This is a genomic window from Amazonocrinis nigriterrae CENA67 (genome assembly GCF_016056305.1).
Taxonomy (GTDB): Bacteria; Cyanobacteriota; Cyanobacteriia; order Cyanobacteriales; family Nostocaceae; genus Amazonocrinis; species Amazonocrinis nigriterrae.
Genome location: NZ_JAECZC010000021.1, coordinates 1 through 18,862, shown reverse-complemented (window position 1 = coordinate 18,862; position 18,862 = coordinate 1). Strand labels below are relative to the sequence as shown.

The following is an 18,862-nucleotide window of genomic DNA, read 5'->3' as shown; positions in this document are numbered from 1 at the left end:
CTAAGGGCAAACATTCCCCTCTTTCCCTTTTCCCATACCAAAACCAAGGAGTAGAAATATTGCTAACAATCTGGGTGAGTACCTGTGATTTTTTAATTGCATCTTGACAAAATCAAACTCGGGTGGTGTGTGTAATGGAGCTTGATGTGCATAATAAAGAGGCAATTCTCTTAAGTGACTATCCAGATTTTTCCCAGCTAGGTTATCAAGTTATTCAAGAATTAGGACGAAACCAGAAAGAGGGACGTATTACTTATCTGGCTAATATCCAAAACTCGAATTACAAAGTGGTAATTAAAGAGTTCAGTTTTGCTCATACGAGTGTTGATTGGTCGGGGTTGAAACCTTATGAACGGGAAATGGAAATTTTGCGAAGACTTGATCATCCCCGCATTCCCCGCTATGTAGATTCTTTTGCAACGCCAAAAAGTTTTTATCTGGTGCAGGAATATAAAAACGCTCCATCTTTGGGGTTACAGCGCAATTTCAACTTAGAACAAATCAAGCAAATATCTCTGTCAATCTTAGAAATTTTGGTCTATCTTCAACAGCTTGATGAACCAATTATCCATCGAGATATTAAACCGGAAAATATTTTGGTTGATGATCAACTGAATGCTTATCTGGTTGATTTTGATTTGGCTCAAATACAGAGTGCGAAAATAACTGTTAGCACCTTGGCAGCAGGAACTCCTGGTTTCATACCACCAGAAGAACAGTTAGGTTATTCCCTCACCCAAGCTTCAGACTTGTATAGTTTAGGGGTGACACTGATTTGCTTACTTACTAACACCCGTGCCGTTGATATTGCTAAATTAATAGACGATCGCGATCGCTTTAATTTCCAGAAATTGCTTCCCCGACTGAATCCGCGTTTTAAGTCGTGGTTGATGAAAATGGTAGAACCCAAGCCAAAATATCGCTATGCCAATGCAGCTGTTGCTCTTGAAGACATAAAGTCAATTGAAGTGAGCGATACTGCCACAGCAATAGAAACTTTAATTGCTGCTGTAAAATTCAGAAAGCAAACTACGATGTTGGGGCTAGCGATGATGGCTATGTTTGCAGTGGCAACAACAACTTTGATACTCTCTCAACAGGGTGGGGTAGCTCAACAGTTGCAACAATCAAGCCAATGCCAAGGTTGCGATTTCTAAATTCTTAGTGTCTCCGTGTCTTTGTGGTTCACAAATCTATTTTTTAACCACGAAGACACTAAGACACAAAGCTAACTGTTGATTTCCAGCAAGCCAGAGGGTGGAGTAATTTCAATACGCTTGGCTCCCAAATCTACCACGGGTGCGATCGCTTTGACAAAAGGAATCATCGCAGTTTTTTGCTTTTTGTCCTTTGCCTTTTGTCCTTGGTCATCAATCAGGTTTTCATGCAACTTCACTTCTAACAAATCATTCCCAGCGCGAATCACATCTACCACCACCCCTACGAGTTCCCCAGATTCTTGCATGAAGACTTCCAAACCGATTAAATCTAGGACGTGATATTCATCTTCGCCTAATTCGGGGCGATCGCTTTCCGGCACCATCAATTTACAACCACGCAATTCATCCGCCTGGTTGCGATTTTCCACACCAGCTAATTTGATTACATATAAATTTTTGCTATCTAGATAGCGTCCTGACAGCAATTCTACAGGTTGCGGTTCTGTCTGACCTGGATACAATAACCAGCGTTTCCCTGGCACTTCAAACCGTTCGGGAAAGTCAGATTCAGGATAAACCCGCAATTCTCCATTTAAGCCTTGAGATGCTACAATTTTGCCAATTTCGAGCCAATCAGTTGATTTTGTCATTTGTCAGTGGTCAGTTGTTAACTGGGAGTTAGGAGTTAGGAGTTAGTTGTCAGTTGTCAGTTGTCAGTTGTTATTCCCCTGCACCCCTGCTCCCCTGCACCCCTGCTCCCCTGCTTTCCATCTCCTCCACTAAACACTCAACGCTGCACGCTGATAAATCTGCTCGACTACTTTTGCCAAACGTTGCATACCTGTAACCAGTTCCTCATCGCTACCGGTGAGGCTGATACGTACACACTGATGCTTGTGTTGCCATTCTTCGTGTAAACCGGGGAAGAAGGTACTACCAGGCACAACAATTACACTAACTTGCTTGAGTTCTTGGTATAATTCCCAGTCAGTAATTGGTAAATCTTGTAACCACAACCAGGCAAAAATTGCCCCTTCACCACGATGGAGATACCAAGGTAAATCCTTGGGCATTGCCTGATCTAAAGTACTTTCTAGAATAGCGAATTTATTCTGATAAAAGGGACGGATGACTTGTTCGGCAATTTGCACAAGGGCACCAGAATTGATAGCACGAGCTGCGATCGCTTGCCCATAACGCGATGAATGTAAACTAGCATTTGTCTGGAACGACTCTAAAACTTGAATCAGCCTTTCGTGTCCAATGGCAATGCCAATTCTCTCCCCTGGTAAACCTGCTTTAGATAAGCTCGTACAATGGAGAATGTTTTCTCCAAATATCAGCGACATATCGGTAAAATTCAAAGCTGGGAAGGGAGGGGCGTAAGCTGAATCAATCAACACTGGCACATCATAAGGTGCAGCTAAAGCAGCAATTTTTCTCACTTCATCATCGGTGAGGACGTTGCCCGTAGGATTACAAGGACGGGAGAAAATCACACAGCCTGTATTTTCTGTAATTGATAATTGGCTGAAGTCGGGGCGATATTTAAATCTATGGGCAGATGCATCAATATCTAGAGATGGTTTATAAGCTATTAAAGCTTCTGGAAATAAACAAATACCACCATAACCAGTGTAGTCAGGACTCAGAGGTAACACAATTTGCTTGAGTTCGCCGCTGCTGGTGTAGCCGCCAAAGGAATTGGCAGCATAGAAATATAGGGTTTGACTGCCCGGAGTGATGAGGATGTTACGTTCAGTTAACTTTAGATTGTAGCGCTTGTTAAAATCGTTAGCGATCGCTTCAATTAATGGTGCATAGCCTTGGCTGGAACCATAACGACAAACTACTTCCCCATATTCTGAACTAGCTAGCAGATCAGCCGTGCAATCACGCCACAACTGCTCTACTTCTGGCAAAATCAAGGGGTTGCCCGCACTCAAATTAATTAATTCCTGCCCCCCACTAGATTGCAACGTTTCGATAATGTCCTTCATAATCGCTCGTACACCAGTTAGGTTGGACATTTGAGCGCCAAGTTTAGTCAGGGCAGGATTCATAAGCGGTGTCAAAGTAGAGTAACTGAGGGGTTGACAAAATTATGCGTTTGTTGCGGCAGCATAGATATCATCTTCAAGCTCTGCCGCCTGTAACTAATGTACCAATCTCACCAGAAAATGCAATTCTATAGTTAATTTGCAGAAAGGGGAATGGGGAATTGGAATTGGGAATTGGGAATTGGGAATGGGGAATGGGAGAATAACTAACAACAACTGACCACTGACAACTGACAACTGACAACTAACACAGGAGGACTAAATTTGGAAGTTAAAGCAGCAGTCGCTTACGGCGCGGGTAAGCCGTTGTCTATTGAAACTGTTCAACTATCGGGGCCACAAGCTGGGGAAGTGCTGGTTGAAATTAAAGCTACCGGAGTTTGCCACACTGATGCTTACACGCTTTCTGGCGCAGATCCTGAAGGTTTGTTTCCGGCAATTTTGGGACATGAAGGCGCTGGTGTGGTGGTAGAGGTAGGTGCTGGTGTCACTAGTGTAAAACCAGGCGACCATGTAATTCCTCTGTACACTCCAGAATGTCGTCAGTGTGAATATTGTCTCAGCATGAAAACCAATCTTTGTCAAGCGATTCGCACTACTCAAGGACGCGGTGTGATGCCTGATGGTACTAGTCGCTTCAGCATCGATGGACAGATGATTCATCATTACATGGGCACATCTACCTTCGCTAATTATACGGTGCTGCCAGAAATCGCTGTAGCCAAAATTCGCCAAGATGCCCCCTTTGATAAGGTTTGTTACATTGGCTGTGGTGTGACAACAGGTATTGGTGCAGTCATTAATACAGCCAAGGTGGAACCTGGGGCAAATGTTGTGGTGTTTGGCTTGGGTGGTATTGGCTTAAATGTCATCCAAGGAGCGCGGATGGTGGGAGCCGATATGATTGTGGGGGTGGATATTAATCCCAATAAACGTGCTTTGGCTGAAAAGTTTGGCATGACGCACTTTGTTAATCCCCAAGAAGTAGAAGGTGATTTAGTTAGCTATTTGGTTAATTTAACTAAAGGCGGTGCCGACTACAGCTTTGAATGCATCGGCAATGTGAACGTCATGCGTCAAGCATTAGAATGCTGTCATAAAGGTTGGGGTGTAAGTGTAATTATTGGTGTTGCTGGTGCTGGACAGGAAATTAGTACTCGTCCATTTCAACTTGTGACTGGGCGTGTTTGGAAAGGTTCAGCATTCGGTGGTGCGAGGGGACGTACAGATGTGCCAAAAATTGTTGATTGGTATATGGAAGGTAAAATCAACATTGACGATTTGATTACTCATGTAATGCCTATTGAAAAAATTAATGATGCCTTTGATTTAATGCATAAAGGCGAATCAATTCGTAGTGTAGTGACGTTTTAATTTTGTTGTTGATTTTAAGGGCGATCGCAATTTTTTATCACTGCTTTCATTCAAGCGATCGCACTTGTAATTACAATTGGACATACTTTAACAGGTTTTGACTATGCAGCAGACACCAGAAAGCAGACAAACGGCAGCAAACCTGATAGAAAGTCTCTATGAAAATGACTTTTACGCTTGGACTCAACAGCAAGCTAATCTGTTGCGTGATCAACAATGGCATCAACTTGACTTGTCTAATTTAATCGAAGAAATTGAATGCTTGGGCAGAAGAGAACGCCAAGAATTAAGAAATCGCTTCAGTGTATTAATTGGGCATTTGTTGAAGTGGGAATATCAACCTACAAAACGCAGTCGTAGTTGGTTAGCAACAATTCGTATTCAACGTCGAGAAGTTTTGAAATTACTTAGTGAAAATCCTAGTCTACAGTCATATCAAGAAACAATACTAAAAGAAGCTTACGAAAACGCCAAGGATTTAGCATCAGGAGAAACAAACCTTTCTGTTGCAACTTTTCCTCAACAATGTTGTTATGAGTTGGTAGAAATTTTAAGCGATCGCTTTTATCCCGGTGAATCTGCTACAGATGATTTAATGGAATAATGACTATTGACTAATGACTAATGACTGATGACTATTGACTATTGACTATTGACCAATGACCATTGACCAATGACTAATCTTACACTCACCTCAGAATATAAAAGCTTTGGCGGCAAACTTGGCTTTTACTCTCATGCTTCTTCAACATGTAACGTTGAAATGCGCTTTGCTGTCTACCAACCACCGCAAGCCCTACAAAAACCAGTACCAGTTCTCTATTTCCTCTCTGGTTTAACTTCCACTGAAGAGAATTTTATGATGAAAGCAGGGGCACAACGCTACGCGGCTGAATACGGCTTGATGTTAGTTGCACCAGATACTAGCCCCCGTAACACTGGTATTCCTGGTGAAGATGATGATTGGGATTTTGGCACAGGTGCAGGCTTTTATGTTGATGCGACAGAAGAACCGTGGCATCAACACTACCAAATGTATAGTTATGTTGTCCAAGAATTACCTGCTTTAATTGCTGCTAACTTCCCCGCGCAAATTGATAAACAAGGCATTTTTGGTCATTCAATGGGGGGACATGGGGCGCTAGTTTGTGCGCTACGAAACCCGCAACTATATAAATCAGTTTCAGCTTTTGCACCTATTGTTGCACCTATGCGTTCTCCTTGGGGTCAAAAGGTATTCAGCGGTTATTTAGGAAGTAATCAAGAAAGTTGGCGCTTATATGATGCCAGTGAATTAGTCAAGCAAGCAAAATATCATAGCCCGATTCTCATTGACCAAGGCACTGCTGATAAATATTTAACTGACCAATTATTACCAGAGGTATTTGTACAGGCTTGTGCAGAGGTTAACCAACCCCTCACTTTACGTTATCAAGAGGGCTACGACCACGGTTATTATTTTATTGCTAGTTTTATTGAAGACCACATACGTTATCATGCGATCGCTTTAGAGAAAAGTCAGTGAAGATAGAAATAATTCGTAATTTGTAAGAAGAGGAATATCATTATTATTAGTGGAATAATTTTTTCAAACTACACCTCAGTTATTGAAAGCACACCATTTTGTACTACTTAAATTAAGAATGCCAGCAAGCACCTGACAAAGTTTCACAATCTAAAATCCAAAATCCAAAATCCAAAATGGTATTACCTAGAACTAACCGAAAGACTAAATATTTTATTAGCCTTCTGTAAAATTTTCGTTCCAGTTTCAGGACGGAACAATGACCCAAGCTGACTTATCTCCAACCCTTGCTGTCAATATCCCAGCTACATTAACACTGATAGTTACCCACGAACAGTTTATTGAATTGGTATTGGCTAACCGAGATTTACAATTAGAACGAACTGCAACAGGAGAGTTGATTGTTATGCCACCGACGGGTAGTGATACTGGCAAGAGAAACTTTGACATTGCCGGACAACTCTGGTTGTGGAACCGTCAAAATAAATTAGGTGTAGCTTTTGACTCATCTACAGGTTTTTATCTACCTAATGGTAGCGATCGCTCTCCCGATGTAGCATGGATACGGCAAGACAGATGGGATGCCCTCAGTAAAGAACAGCAAGAAGCTTTTGCGCCAATTTGTCCTGACTTCGTACTAGAATTACGGTCTAAAAATGACTCCATAGAAAAGTTACGTGCGAAGATGAGAGAATACATCGACAATGGCGCTCGTTTAGGTTGGTTAATTGACCAAAAAAATAAACAAGTAGAAATTTATCGCCCAAATCAAGATGTAGAAGTGTTAAATAATCCTGTTAGCTTGTCAGGCGAAGATGTTCTACCTGGATTTGTTTTGGATTTAACCAAATAATATCAACTCAGTTTCTATTTAAGTGAGGTTTATAGAAGCAGGGGACTTAAACCGTCAAATTTATTAAACTAATCTAAATAAATTGATTAAAGGATATATCAGTAACGGCTTTTACGGTATTTACACAAGTAAATAACTTATTAGTAGATGAAGTCTGATTTACTAATAAATAGGAGAATCTTGTGATTAAAAATTTATTAGCTTTTATAGCTAGTATAATTTTTAGTTTTGGTACAGTAATTTTGATTAAAAAGCTTAATTTACCTCCATTTACTACTTTTAGTGTTGCTATTTGTGCAAGTCATTTATTGATGATGATTGCCATGATACAACATTTTATCTTTAGGTTTAATAAAGATAAATAAACTTATTTATAAGTTTATTATTGTTATTTTAGATTCCCGACTTATTCAATAAGTCGGGAATACGAAAATCTAAGATGGTGCGTTGCGCTACGCGACAACACACCCTACTGGGTTTTTAAACATCCTCTTAGAACTAGAAATAAAAGAGAAAACTTTAAAGACTAAAAGAAAAAAAGAATCATTTTTTTAACCTTTATCATTTCACTTTTAAAAGCGAAGTTCTACCCCATTTCTCCTAGCTGCTAGAGTGTTAAAGATTGAGGATTCGTTTCAATCAACTTGGCTAAATCTTGCAAGAATGCCGCAGCATGGGCACCGTAAATAATGCGGTGGTCACAAGTAATATTTACCTGCATTTGTTGCCGTACACCAAATAAACCGTCAGATGTTGCTACCACTTGTGGACGAGATGCACCGATCGCTAAAATTGAACCTTGTCCAGGCGGCAAAATGGCATCAAATTTGTCTACGCCAAACATGCCCAAGTTCGATAGGGTAAAAGTGCCGCTGTTATATTCTTGTGGTTGTAGTTGTTTTGTTCTAGCGCGGTCTACTAAAGATTTCCAAGTGCGGGAAAGAGAATAAATATCTACTGCATCTGCATTTTGTAACACTGGTGTAATCAATCCGCCATCATCCATAGCCACAGCTACAGATATATTGATATCGGAATGATAGACAATTCCTTGGTCTGAATAGCTGGCATTTAATAGTGGGTGTTTCTGCAATGTCACCGCCACGGCTTTTGCCAGTAGCGCTGTCATTGTCACGCCTTTGGACTTAATTTGTTTGTAAAGCTTGTCTAGTCCATCGGTGGTAATGGTGTAACCCACACGGAAAACTGGCACAGACAAGCTAGCCACCATATTCCGCACTACAGCATTTTGGAATGTAGTTAAGGGCACTATTTGACCAGGAACGGCACTGGCTGCGGCTGGGATGGGTGCGGGTGCTGTTGGCTGGGGTGTTGGTGGTGCAACTGGGGTGATGGTTGGTGCTGCTGTTGTGGGGGTAACGGGTGCAGGTGCGGCTTGCTTACCTTTGTTGAGAACGGCTTCCACATCCTCAGCAACGATACGACCATATGGGCCGCTACCTTTAAGAGTTGTTAAATCAACTTTGAGTTCTTTCGCCAACTTGCGGGCGCGGGGTGAAGCTACGAGTCGTCCTTCCTTGTGGTTAGACCCATTTTGAGATGCTGAGGTAGGTGCGCTTACTGAGGCTGTGGCTGCAACTGGTGTGGGTTCAGAAGTCGGAGTAGCCGCAGCGCCACCTGAATTACCCAAAGACTTGGCGGCTTCGATTTCAGCTTCCGTTTCTGCGATGTAAGCGATCGCAGCCCCTACACTGGCCGTCTCACCAGCTTGTACTATGATGTGGGCAAGATATCCTTCATAGAAGGTTTCCACATCCATATCTGCTTTATCTGACTCGACAACCACCACGGTTTCGCCTTTTTCCACTTTATCGCCCGGCGATTTTACCCAGGAGACAATTTTACCTTCAGTCATGGTGGAGCTAAGCGCCGGCATAAATACTTCGTGAATGCTCATATGGTGGTTTCAGAATCAATAATTTATGGACTGTAACAGCTTTAGACAGATCGAATTGTATCTCGACAGGAGAATTTTGGGTTGGGGAATTGGGAATTGGGAATGGGGAATGGGGAAATAACAACTAGCAACTGACAACTGACAACTGACCACTGACTCCAGGAACCTGAAGAAGGTGTGAGGGTCTATATATTACGACAATGGTAAATTATTTGGCAATATTGCATCTTTACGGTTGGCTATCAATAGTTACCACGAGTTTTCTACAACTCATATAGAACTGTTGTGTAGTTTATATTCTTTACAACCACTCACCCAGACACAGCAGCTTTGTCCAAGCATATGATAAAGAGGTTAATCTTTGAACACCGATTTTAAATTCAAAATTGATAATTAGTCTGTTTGAAATTCCTGTTTACTTTTATGATGCCAGTAAAGTGGAAATTCTTTTTAATTTTGATACTCAGTATCTTGACTACTACTGGTGCTGGGGTTTACATTGCTCAACAGCAACAACCTGTAACGGTTGCAGAAATTAATGATAGTCAACAGCACCAATTTTCTACGGTGCAACAGTCTCAGGAAATTATCGAATATCGAGAGCGATCGCATTATCAAACTATACCATTAGAAAGTATTACTTCTGGTCTTCAAGGTAGCGATCCTGCTACTCTGGCTTTGAATGCCTTGGAAGATCAAGTGTCATATGCCGTCAAACGCAAGGTAGAGGTAGATTATCCTCAACGAAATCAAGCCTTTGTGACTGTTACGGAAACTCAACCCAATGGTAATTCACCACAGGTAACCAAATATCGAGTTGAGATGACCACCTTTGGGCGATCGCTTTTAGTTACTTCGCCTCCTGTTTGGGAAATTGTTTGGGCTGGCTCCCAGACACAATGTCAAACTGGAAGCCGCCCCAACAAGAATTTAACTCAAAGCTGTCATTAGTCATTAGTCATTAGTCACAAAGCAACTAACAACTGACAACTAACAACTGACAACTGACAAATTTAGATGTCGCCACGAATATCTTCTATTACGCCATCGCGCAGAACAATTTCAACTTGCATTTTGCTGATCAAGTTATCACCGCGTTCAACCCGGAAAAAGCCTTCCATTTGAAATTGATTAACTTCTTGGTCTAATTCAAGGAACTGCACTTGCTGGAGGTTTTGCAGCAGTTGGTTTTTTTGCTCTAGCAGTTCACTTTTCTTTTGATTGACTTGGAGTTGGATATTGTCAATTTGCTGGAGGGTCTGAGGCCCTGGTGGTTGTAGACTTTGCTTTTGAATTGCTGCGATCGCTCTTTGTCCTTCAATGTCTAGTTGTTGCAACTGCTGGTCTAATTGATTGATATTGGCTTGTAGTTGCTGTTGCACTTCCTCTTTCCAGAGGGGAGTAACAATCACTTTGACGTTAACGACGCGCTTTAAAAGCAATTGGGGGTTGGAGACATCCATAAAAGTTTCGCGTTCACTCTATAGTTGGCGGGTGGAATTAAGCTAAAACACATCTATATTGCATCATTACTCGTGGTGGTTGTCCTTTGTCCTTTGTTCTTTGTCAAAAGTATTTACAAAGGACACTCTTCAAAGCGTGATTTTGCAACTTAGACGCACATAAGCTTATCAGGCAAACATGCCGTTAATCATATCGTGATAGCGTTCAGTGACAACGTGTCGCCGAATTTTCAGCGTTTGTGTCATTAAGCCATTTTCGATGGAAAACGGTTCTAGAATCAGTTTGAACGGGCCAATACGGTCATCAGGTCGATAACCGGGACGGTTTTTCACTTCTTTGTTCAGTTCTTGCCGAAACAAATCCTGGATCATTTTACTCTCCAGGTCAATTTTTTGACTGGATGAGGTAGAATCTTCATCCTGTAGGCTTAATTTGAGATTCTGACTTTCTGCCCATTTTTCTAAAGCTTCGATATTGGGGACGATTAAAGCACCGAGGCTACGTTGGTCTTGCCCAACAAGCATGATTTGGTCAATGTAGGGCGATCGCAAACAGGCGTCCTCAATCGGTTGCGGCTCAATGTTTTCCCCATTGGTCAAGACAATGGTATCTTTAGCCCTACCAGTCAGTATCAAGTCGTTTTGTGGTGTCACCCAACCCAAATCGCCGCTATCAAACCAACCTTCGGCATCAATTACTTTTGCTGTTGCTTCAGGATTTTGGTAATAGCCTTGCATAACTTGAGGCCCTCTGAGCAACACTAAGCCTCGTTGACCGGCTGGCAAAGGCACTCTTGTCTCCGGGTCTACAATTTTAACTTCTGTACCTGGGATTGGTTGCCCGGATGAACCCCGAAAATTGCGCCAAGGACGACGCGCATTAGTCACAGGAGCAGTTTCTGTTAAACCATAACCCTGTAAAAGTTCCACACCAACAATTTCAAAAAAGTTATCGATGTGCTTTGGTAGCGCACCGCCACCACTAATCACATATTTGATTTCTCCTCCTGTTGCTTCCCTGACTTTGGCATAAACTAGTCGTTCTCCCAAAGCATGAAGAGGAAACAAAGCAGATGCTTGGATGCTGGCTGCAAATCTTTGCGCTGCTGAGGAATTAAGATGATCTAAACTCAAACCTTGGGCAATTCTTCGCGCTTGGATATATTTCTCACTCATGCTTAACAAAAAGTTAATCAGGCGTTGCTTGCTTGCTGGCTGTTCGCGGAATTGCTTTTGCACTCCTTCATGAATCGATTCCCACAGGCGCGGTACAGCAATCATGTAATGGGGTTTAAATTCTCGCAAATCTCGTTTCACAGAACGCAAGTTGGTGTAGACTTGCGTGCAAGCTTGAGAAAGCAAAAAATACTCACCGCTGCGTTCGTAACTGTGCCATGTAGGTAGGATACTAAGCACCATTTCCCCTGGTTCTGGTTGAACTACTGCCCCTAAAGCCCTTACTTGATGCATCAAATTATTGTGAGACAACATCACACCTTTGGGCTTACCTGTAGTGCCTGAAGTATAAATTAGCGTAGCGAGGGTATTAGGGTCGTGCTTAACTTTAACAAGAGTATGGTTTGTCCCCATTTCTATTAACTGGGGAAAGTTCACTACCTTCAGGCTTGACTCTGTTGGTGGTGCTTCATCTGAAAGTAAAATTACCAATTTTATTGGTAAATCTTCCAAGCCATTTTGCAATCGATAAAAAGTCTTTAAATCTTCAACTACCAACGCCGTGCTGCCACTATTAGCCACGATAAACAGCAATTCTTCTGTTTCTGCTTGGGCACTACGCACTGCATCAATTGCCCCAGCAGTCATGATACCTTGATCGGCAATAAACCAGCGAGGGCTGTTGTCAGCAATTAGGGAAATGCGATCGCCTACTTCAACTCCCAATACTTGCAAACCAGTAGCAAATTGTTGAATTTGCTTTGCTAGCTGGGCATAAGTGATCACTACTTCTGGTTTAGCATGGGGATCGTGAAGAGCTGTAACATTACCAAATTGTTTTGCTACCAATGGCCAAATTTCTGGTATTGAATCCACATTTGTATAATCTATCAAACGCTGTAATGCTTGGCTTTCTCGTTTTGTGATATTTGATAAAAAAGAAGATGCCGTATGAGTGTTCGACATAATACATTACCTAAATTTTATAAAGTGACTATTTTCCAGCTTATTCTGCTATTGCGTTATAATATCCCACCTCAATATTTACATTCCCTGTGGTGTCAGGAATTCCGCTAATTTCTTGCTTGTATTGATAAAAATTTATGTTAAAGTTAACTTATATAAAGTGCAAGCAATGGATGACCTAGTAAGTTCTTGCTTGAATTATGCTTGCAGCTCAAAACAGAGACCACCTATTTTTCCACGGGGGTGATTACCTATAAATGTAGTAGATGCTATATTATTGACTCTGATCAATGTTGTTGCTTGTCTGGTGTTTCCCAAGCTTTTATCTACTGTTTTGGCGTATAAAAGCAAATCCACTAAAACTTCAAAAACAGCCAGAGTAGCAATTACCAGTTTCCCTTATTGTACGGTTTATCCATTGACAGGTAGTCAATTCTGTAGATTCAGTCCTCATTTTTGTTCCAAGTGTTCTGTAGGTTGATATCTCTGCATACTTCAAATCAGTTTTGCAACCTGACTAGATGACAGGAATATCAGATATTAATCAAGTCAAAAATAAAAAGCAAAAATGCAAAGAATTATTTTGTTTTTTACTTTTGACTTGAAATAGTAACTTGATTGGTGATACCAATTCTGTATGAAGATGCGCCTATAGTGCTGACGCCAAACTCAGCACTATCTGGGCAATTCATTAATTGTCAGTAACTCAACGTGAGTTCGATGAACCTCTCCCCAACCCCTCTTGGACGCGGATATTGGCTCTAAGCTTCTTGGTTAGTAACGTAAAATTAAGTTTTTGAAGCCTCGGACGCCACTTGCTACAAGTTGGGAAACCCGCAGGGCGCAGTGGCTCCTCCTTGCACGGGAGAGGAATGGAAGCGGGGTTTTTAAAATCCGTCGAACTCACGTAACTCAAGTGCAACCTCAACTAGAATTGGGATGACTAATGAAAGGCACATAACCCTGGCTTATCAACTAAGTTGGGGTTTTTAATTTGTGACGAATGATTGAGGATTACTATATCTTTAACGATATATAAAATTAGATAGTTTCGATTGATTAAAAATATATTTATTTTACTTATATGAATAAAAAGTAAATCAAAATTTGATTTGTAATCAATAACACTAATTCTGATTCAAACTAAGTAAAGAGGAACACAAATTTTGAAGGAGACGTTGGTATATGACTCTGATGGATAGTATCTTACTAACGCTGTTAAACGCTCTTGCTTGTCTGGCTTTGCCTAAGCTGCTATCTGTAATTCTGGCTGACAAAACCAAGACTAGTGAATCATCCCAGTCTGCCGTAACTTCACAATAGTCTAGTGAGAAAATCCCTAATTTTGGTCAAGTCAGCTTAACAAAACGCAAAAGAGCAGTGTCGTATTCGTTGGATATCGCCCTGATAAGGAGAAATATCTGTTTGTGTGGTGCAGGGCGAGCGCTTTTAGGCAAATTAATGTAAACCAAATTTAAGAAAAGTTTAATTAAATAATAGATTTTTTATAGGGGCGTATAGCGCCCCTATTTTATATTCACTTGTTTTCCTAAAGCAATGCTTTATACAGCAAAATAAAAAAGTACTTTGCAAAATCAATCTCAAAATATTTGACAATGGCAGAATTTGATAACAAAGTTGCTCTAGTCACTGGTGGTAGTTCTGGTATTGGTCGAGATACTGCGTTAGCTTTTGCTGAAAAAGGAGCAAAAGTCGTAATTGCTAGCCGCCGGGTGACAGAAAGCAAACAAACAGTAGAACTAATTCAAGCTGCTGGTGGTGAAGCTTTTTTTGTGCAAACTGACGTAACTAAAGCTACTGAAGTAGAAAACTTAATCAATCAAACAGTTGCTACCTATGGTCGTTTAGACTATGCCTTCAACAATGCTGGTACTGAAGGAATTTACGGTCGTAGCATTGAACAAACAGAAGAGACTTGGAATCATGTCATTGATACAAATCTTAAAGGAGTTTGGTTATCGATGAAATATGAAATTCCACAGATGTTGAAACAAGGGGGAGGAGCAATTGTCAATAACTCTTCCATCGCTGGATTAATTGGCTTCCCCAATATTTCTATTTACGTTGCTAGCAAACACGGTGTAGTTGGGTTGACTAAAGCATTAGCTTTGGAACATGCTAAAGAAAACATTAGAGTTAATGCTGTATGTCCTGCGGGAATTGATACAGATATGCCGACTCGTGGTTTTGGTGAACAAGGCAAAGCAAGCTTTGGGGCTGCACATCCCATTGGTCGCTTGGGTCAGCCAAAAGAAGTAGCTAGCGCTGTTGTCTGGTTGTGTTCGGATGGGGCTAGCTTTATTACTGGTCAATCTCTTGCCATTGATGGTGGTTTTACAGTGCAATAATACTGACTACTGATGACTGTTAAGATTCAGTTTTACAGTACGGAAATGTAAGGTGTATTAGGCGCGTCTTTTCGATGTAATGTGTCACTAAAAATATAATCAAAGCGCCTAACGCACTGTCATATAGAATGGTGCGTTAGCCTTCGGCATAACACACCTACTAAAAATTTACTATTTTAGATAAAATCTAAATACAATCAATCTTAAATGTAACTGAAAACACCAAATTTTTTGTTTTACCCTACTCCCCACTCCCTACTCCCTACTTAATCACTTGCGGTTTTCTCGTCGCCACTTTTCTCTGACTAAGCGAATTTCATCAAAGGTGTAACTTTCACCAAGTTGTTCTTTAATTGGGGTAAGAGCAATATCACCAAGCACTTCTAAAACTTGCCAAATTTTTTGTTGATGTTCTAAAGGTACTAATTGATTTAAATCTACGGATTGATTTTTTTCAATTAGTTTAGAAAGATGATTGAAAATTGTCGAGGGACTAAGGTTGCGTTGCTGAGCAATTTCGGGAATACTTAAACCTTGTTGATGCAACTTTAATGTGACTAATTCGGTGTCGCTGGGGAAACTGACACTGGATGTGGAATTATCTTGTTGTTCCACTAACAAACCTTGTTCTTGACGGTAGGCTTTGATTTCTGCAAGGAACTTTTTACCATACTGGGCGAGTTTGTGACTGCCTACGCCGGAGAGTTTACCAAATTCAGCCAAGGTTTGGGGCTGTACCTGTGCCATTAATTTCAAGGTAGAATCTGGAAAGATCACGTAAGGTGGAACAGACTGCTCATCAGCAAGTTGTTTGCGGAGCGATCGCAATCTCTGCCACAATATCTCTGATTCTACGGCTTTTTCGCTTCCCTCTTGCCAAGTAATCTTTTGTGCTATGGGAACAGCTAGCAAAACTGTACGCTGTCGCCTCATGACTTGCCAACTGAGGGCATTAAGTTTGAGAACTGAGTAACCATCAGTTGTTTGTTCTAGCAAACCTTGATGTAAAAGAGAACGTCCCAGCATTCGCCATTCATCTAAACTTCTATCTTTACCAATGCCGTAAGTAGAAAGTTTATCATGTTCGTATTGAGTAATTTTCTGGTTTTTTGCTCCTCGCAACACATCAATAATGTGCAGCATCCCAAATCTTTCTTTGCAACGCGCCACACAAGAGAGAAATTTCATGGCTTCAATTGTCCAATCTTGCATCGGTTTGGGATGACGACAATTGTCACAGTTTCCGCAATTTCCAGGGAAACGTTCGCCAAAATAACCTAACTGAATTGTGCGTCGGCAGTCTGTACCTTCTGCATAGTCAATTACTTGCCGTAGTTGTTGTTTAGCAATTAGTTGTTCTTGAGCATCAGTTTTTTGGTTAATACTCCATTCTATAGTTTTAATATCACCAAAACTGAAAAAAAGTGTACAACGAGATGCTTCTCCATCTCTACCTGCCCTGCCTGATTCTTGATAATAACTTTCTAAATTACGCGGCAAATCAAAGTGAACTACTAACCGCACATCTGGCTTATTAATTCCCATACCAAAGGCAATTGTTGCCACCATCACCCGCACATCATCTCGAATAAATCTTGTTTGATTGGTTGTGCGTTCTTCATCACTTAATCCAGCATGATAAGGTAAGGCGGGAATTTTATCATTTTGCAGTTTAAAAGTTAGTTCATCAACTTTTTTGCGCGTTAGACAATAAATAATTGTTGAACCTTGACTATCTCGAATTAGTTCTAATAATTCAGCGTAAGCTTGTTTGGTTTTAGCACGAACCTCGTAATAAAGATTTTGACGGTTGAAGCTGGCAATGTGAATACTAGGTTGCTTTAACCCTAATTGTTGGATGATATCAGAACGCACGCGATCGGTAGCTGTGGCGGTGAGGGCGAGAGTAGGCACATCCGGGTAACGTTTCCGCAAGGATTTCAATTGGCGATATTCTGGGCGAAAGTCGTGTCCCCATTCAGAAACACAGTGTGCTTCATCAATGGCAAACGTAGAAATACCGATTTGGTGATGTACTAAATCTAGAAATGGCAGAAATCTTTCACTGAGAAGACGTTCAGGGGCAACATATAGTAATCTCACCTTACCGCTGAGAATGGCATCTTCACGCGATCGCACCTTATACGCATTCAAACTACTATTGAGAAAAGTGGCGCTAATATTATTATTTCGCAATGCTTCCACTTGGTCTTGCATCAAAGCAATCAACGGCGACACCACCACCGTTAAACCTTTCTTCATCAATGCAGGTAACTGAAAGCACAGAGATTTTCCTCCACCCGTAGGCATCACCACCAGTAAATCTCGATTTTGTAGCGCATCTTCGATAATTTGCCGTTGTCCTGGACGAAACCTGTCATAACCGAAGTGATATTTTAGCGCTTGTTCGAGATTGGGATACTGAAGCATAGCGATCGCTTTTTCAGGTTTTTCTGCGTGGGTAGTTGATACCAAGATTATAAAAGCACAAATGGTTTAACACCTCCTGTGTGCCTTTGTACTTCTGCGTGAATCTACTCCCAGTCGCCATTTTCAAGCTAACCTGTAGTTTGGCATAAGTTCTAACTAAGATCAAAGTAAGTAAGACGGTGAGAATCAACACAAATATGTTACGAAATGTAATGTACTTGCAACCCTCACCAATGACTTTTGACAAATGACAATCACAACAACAAGCACAACAAGCACAACAACGCGCCGAAATGCTAGCAGAACGTCTCAGATCACTCGGTGTAGATCCAGATTCTTTGGTTTAGGATATGTTTCTAGCTGAATTATGCAGCTGCCATCTGCCCTTTATGATCCAAATATGAGCTAAATGCTAATTAGATCATGAGCAAGAACAATCCGCGAAAGTCGTTACCCCCCGCTAAGGGTTTTCTCGACTTTGGCAATGTCCATGAGAATAATGAATTACACTATTCAATTCTCAGTTTACTCAAAGCCATAATAGCTTTTGTTTGGGCAGACCATATGGACTGGTTCTTTGGCGTTGATCTGGCAATTTATCAGCATTACAATCAGCCGCCGATTATACCAGATGCATTTTTGAGTTTGGGTGTGGAACGAATTGTAGAAGAAGATTTGCGTTTAAGTTATGATCTTTGCGAAGAAAAGCGCGTACCAATCATGACGCTAGAAGTTATTTTTGATGAATTGCGCGATGAATTTAGCACTAAAAAAGAATTTTATACCCAATTAGAAGTTTTATATTATGCCATTTACAATCCCCAGCGGCAGAGAACCGCGACTTTAACGGTGTATCGCTTAGTAAATGGCAAATATCAATTGCAGCGAGGAAATCCTGTTTGGCTACCGGAAATCGGTTTAGGAATTGGTAGTGAACGGGGGACATATCAAGGTATTACCCGCGAGTGGCTTTATTGGTATAACGAGCAAGGAAAGCGTTTGTTAACACCAGAAGAACGAGTTCAACAAGCAGAACAACGCGCTCAAATCCTGGCAGAACGACTAAAATCTCTTGGTGTAGATCCAGATTCTTTGGTTTAGAATGTGCTTCTGGCTCAAAGGCAATGGATGCGAGAAACGTTAGATTTTTACTATTAGACTTATCCTTAATATAAACAGAGTGGGATAATAAAAAACGGAGCAAAAATTATATCTAGATAATATGACAAATCCTTTGGCAAGAATTGAATCACATCCTCACGAAGCAAAACGATTAATTGGAATTAATTATAACCAGTTTTTAGCATTGGTATCTTTAGCAGAAAAAAGGCATGTAGAGAAACAGGCAGAAATTGAAAAAAATAAAATTCGGATTATTGCTCCTGGTGGCGGACGCAAACCAGAGATGTCACCTAAAGAAGGAATATGCTTGTGTCTAGTTTACCTTAGACAAAAACCAATTTTTGAGATTTTAGGGTTACTCTTTGATATTTCCAAAACCAAAGCGAATGATGCTTTTAATTATTGGGTAGATATTTTGAGAGAAATTTTACCAGCATCTCAAATAG

17 protein-coding genes are annotated in these 18,862 nt (G+C 40.9%); 11 read left to right on the top strand and 6 right to left on the bottom strand.

The annotated features are described in order from the left end of the window. Window positions 1–134: 134 nt before the first annotated feature. Entirely contained in the window at window positions 135–1,157 is a 1,023-nt protein-coding gene (locus I8748_RS13430) for a serine/threonine protein kinase (RefSeq protein ID WP_198125081.1), read from the top strand. Between the two features lie 71 nt (window positions 1,158–1,228). Here I8748_RS13430 and rimM read toward each other — a convergent pair whose 3' ends face one another. Next, window positions 1,229–1,810: a ribosome maturation factor RimM gene (rimM, locus tag I8748_RS13425; RefSeq protein WP_198125080.1), complete on the bottom strand. Its 582-nt coding sequence runs from the start codon at window positions 1,808–1,810 to the stop codon at window positions 1,229–1,231. Between the two features lie 129 nt (window positions 1,811–1,939). After that, complete coding sequence (locus I8748_RS13420) at window positions 1,940–3,223, bottom strand: valine--pyruvate transaminase (protein WP_198125079.1); 1,284 nt, start codon at window positions 3,221–3,223, stop codon at window positions 1,940–1,942. Window positions 3,224–3,484: 261 nt separating this feature from the next. Between I8748_RS13420 and I8748_RS13415 the strand changes: the two genes are divergently transcribed. The 5 genes from I8748_RS13415 (at window position 3,485) to I8748_RS13395 (ending at window position 7,337) form a co-directional block, all read left to right on the top strand. Next, entirely contained in the window at window positions 3,485–4,594 is a 1,110-nt protein-coding gene (locus I8748_RS13415; protein WP_198125078.1) for an S-(hydroxymethyl)glutathione dehydrogenase/class III alcohol dehydrogenase, read from the top strand. Between the two features lie 103 nt (window positions 4,595–4,697). Further along, window positions 4,698–5,198 carry a DUF29 domain-containing protein gene (locus I8748_RS13410; RefSeq protein ID WP_198125077.1) on the top strand — a complete coding sequence of 167 codons (501 nt, stop codon included), beginning with the start codon at window positions 4,698–4,700 and terminating at the stop codon, window positions 5,196–5,198. Window positions 5,199–5,267: 69 nt separating this feature from the next. Next, complete coding sequence (fghA, locus tag I8748_RS13405; protein WP_198125076.1) at window positions 5,268–6,119, top strand: S-formylglutathione hydrolase; 852 nt, start codon at window positions 5,268–5,270, stop codon at window positions 6,117–6,119. A gap of 259 nt (window positions 6,120–6,378) precedes the next feature. Then, window positions 6,379–6,972: a Uma2 family endonuclease gene (locus I8748_RS13400; RefSeq protein WP_198125075.1), complete on the top strand. Its 594-nt coding sequence runs from the start codon at window positions 6,379–6,381 to the stop codon at window positions 6,970–6,972. Between the two features lie 182 nt (window positions 6,973–7,154). Next, window positions 7,155–7,337 (top strand): hypothetical protein, encoded by a 183-nt coding sequence (locus tag I8748_RS13395; protein WP_198125074.1) that lies wholly within the window; start codon window positions 7,155–7,157, stop codon window positions 7,335–7,337. A 242-nt stretch (window positions 7,338–7,579) separates the two neighbouring features. On the opposite strand, the gene I8748_RS13390 is transcribed toward I8748_RS13395, so the two are convergent. Continuing rightward, window positions 7,580–8,890 carry a dihydrolipoamide acetyltransferase family protein gene (locus I8748_RS13390; protein WP_198125073.1) on the bottom strand — a complete coding sequence of 437 codons (1,311 nt, stop codon included), beginning with the start codon at window positions 8,888–8,890 and terminating at the stop codon, window positions 7,580–7,582. 423 nt (window positions 8,891–9,313) lie between these two features. Here I8748_RS13390 and I8748_RS13385 point away from each other — a divergent pair, with 423 nt between their 5' ends. Beyond that, window positions 9,314–9,841, top strand: coding sequence for a hypothetical protein (locus tag I8748_RS13385; protein WP_318781220.1), 528 nt, complete (start codon window positions 9,314–9,316; stop codon window positions 9,839–9,841). A gap of 62 nt (window positions 9,842–9,903) precedes the next feature. On the opposite strand, the gene I8748_RS13380 is transcribed toward I8748_RS13385, so the two are convergent. Together I8748_RS13380 and I8748_RS13375 are read right to left on the bottom strand one after the other, a co-directional pair. Then, on the bottom strand, window positions 9,904–10,353 hold the full coding sequence (locus I8748_RS13380; protein WP_198125072.1) for a YlqD family protein: 450 nt from the start codon (window positions 10,351–10,353) through the stop codon (window positions 9,904–9,906). 168 nt (window positions 10,354–10,521) lie between these two features. Further along, entirely contained in the window at window positions 10,522–12,495 is a 1,974-nt protein-coding gene (locus I8748_RS13375; protein WP_198125071.1) for an AMP-dependent synthetase/ligase, read from the bottom strand. Between the two features lie 1,185 nt (window positions 12,496–13,680). Between I8748_RS13375 and I8748_RS13370 the strand changes: the two genes are divergently transcribed. Both I8748_RS13370 and I8748_RS13365 read left to right on the top strand, forming a co-directional pair. Continuing rightward, the gene (locus I8748_RS13370; protein WP_198125070.1) at window positions 13,681–13,818 is read left to right on the top strand and encodes a hypothetical protein; all 138 of its coding nucleotides are present in this window, start codon (window positions 13,681–13,683) and stop codon (window positions 13,816–13,818) included. Window positions 13,819–14,111: 293 nt separating this feature from the next. Beyond that, the gene (locus I8748_RS13365) at window positions 14,112–14,864 is read left to right on the top strand and encodes an SDR family oxidoreductase (protein WP_198125069.1); all 753 of its coding nucleotides are present in this window, start codon (window positions 14,112–14,114) and stop codon (window positions 14,862–14,864) included. A 270-nt stretch (window positions 14,865–15,134) separates the two neighbouring features. On the opposite strand, the gene recQ is transcribed toward I8748_RS13365, so the two are convergent. Continuing rightward, window positions 15,135–17,294: a DNA helicase RecQ gene (gene recQ / locus I8748_RS13360; protein ID WP_198125126.1), complete on the bottom strand. Its 2,160-nt coding sequence runs from the start codon at window positions 17,292–17,294 to the stop codon at window positions 15,135–15,137. Between the two features lie 423 nt (window positions 17,295–17,717). Here recQ and I8748_RS13355 point away from each other — a divergent pair, with 423 nt between their 5' ends. Together I8748_RS13355 and I8748_RS13350 are read left to right on the top strand one after the other, a co-directional pair. Then, a complete protein-coding gene (locus tag I8748_RS13355; protein WP_198125068.1) occupies window positions 17,718–18,395 on the top strand; it encodes a Uma2 family endonuclease in 678 nt (225 codons plus the stop codon). Between the two features lie 121 nt (window positions 18,396–18,516). Then, window positions 18,517–18,862: helix-turn-helix domain-containing protein (locus I8748_RS13350; protein WP_198125067.1), on the top strand; the 346-nt coding region annotated here is incomplete at its 3' end.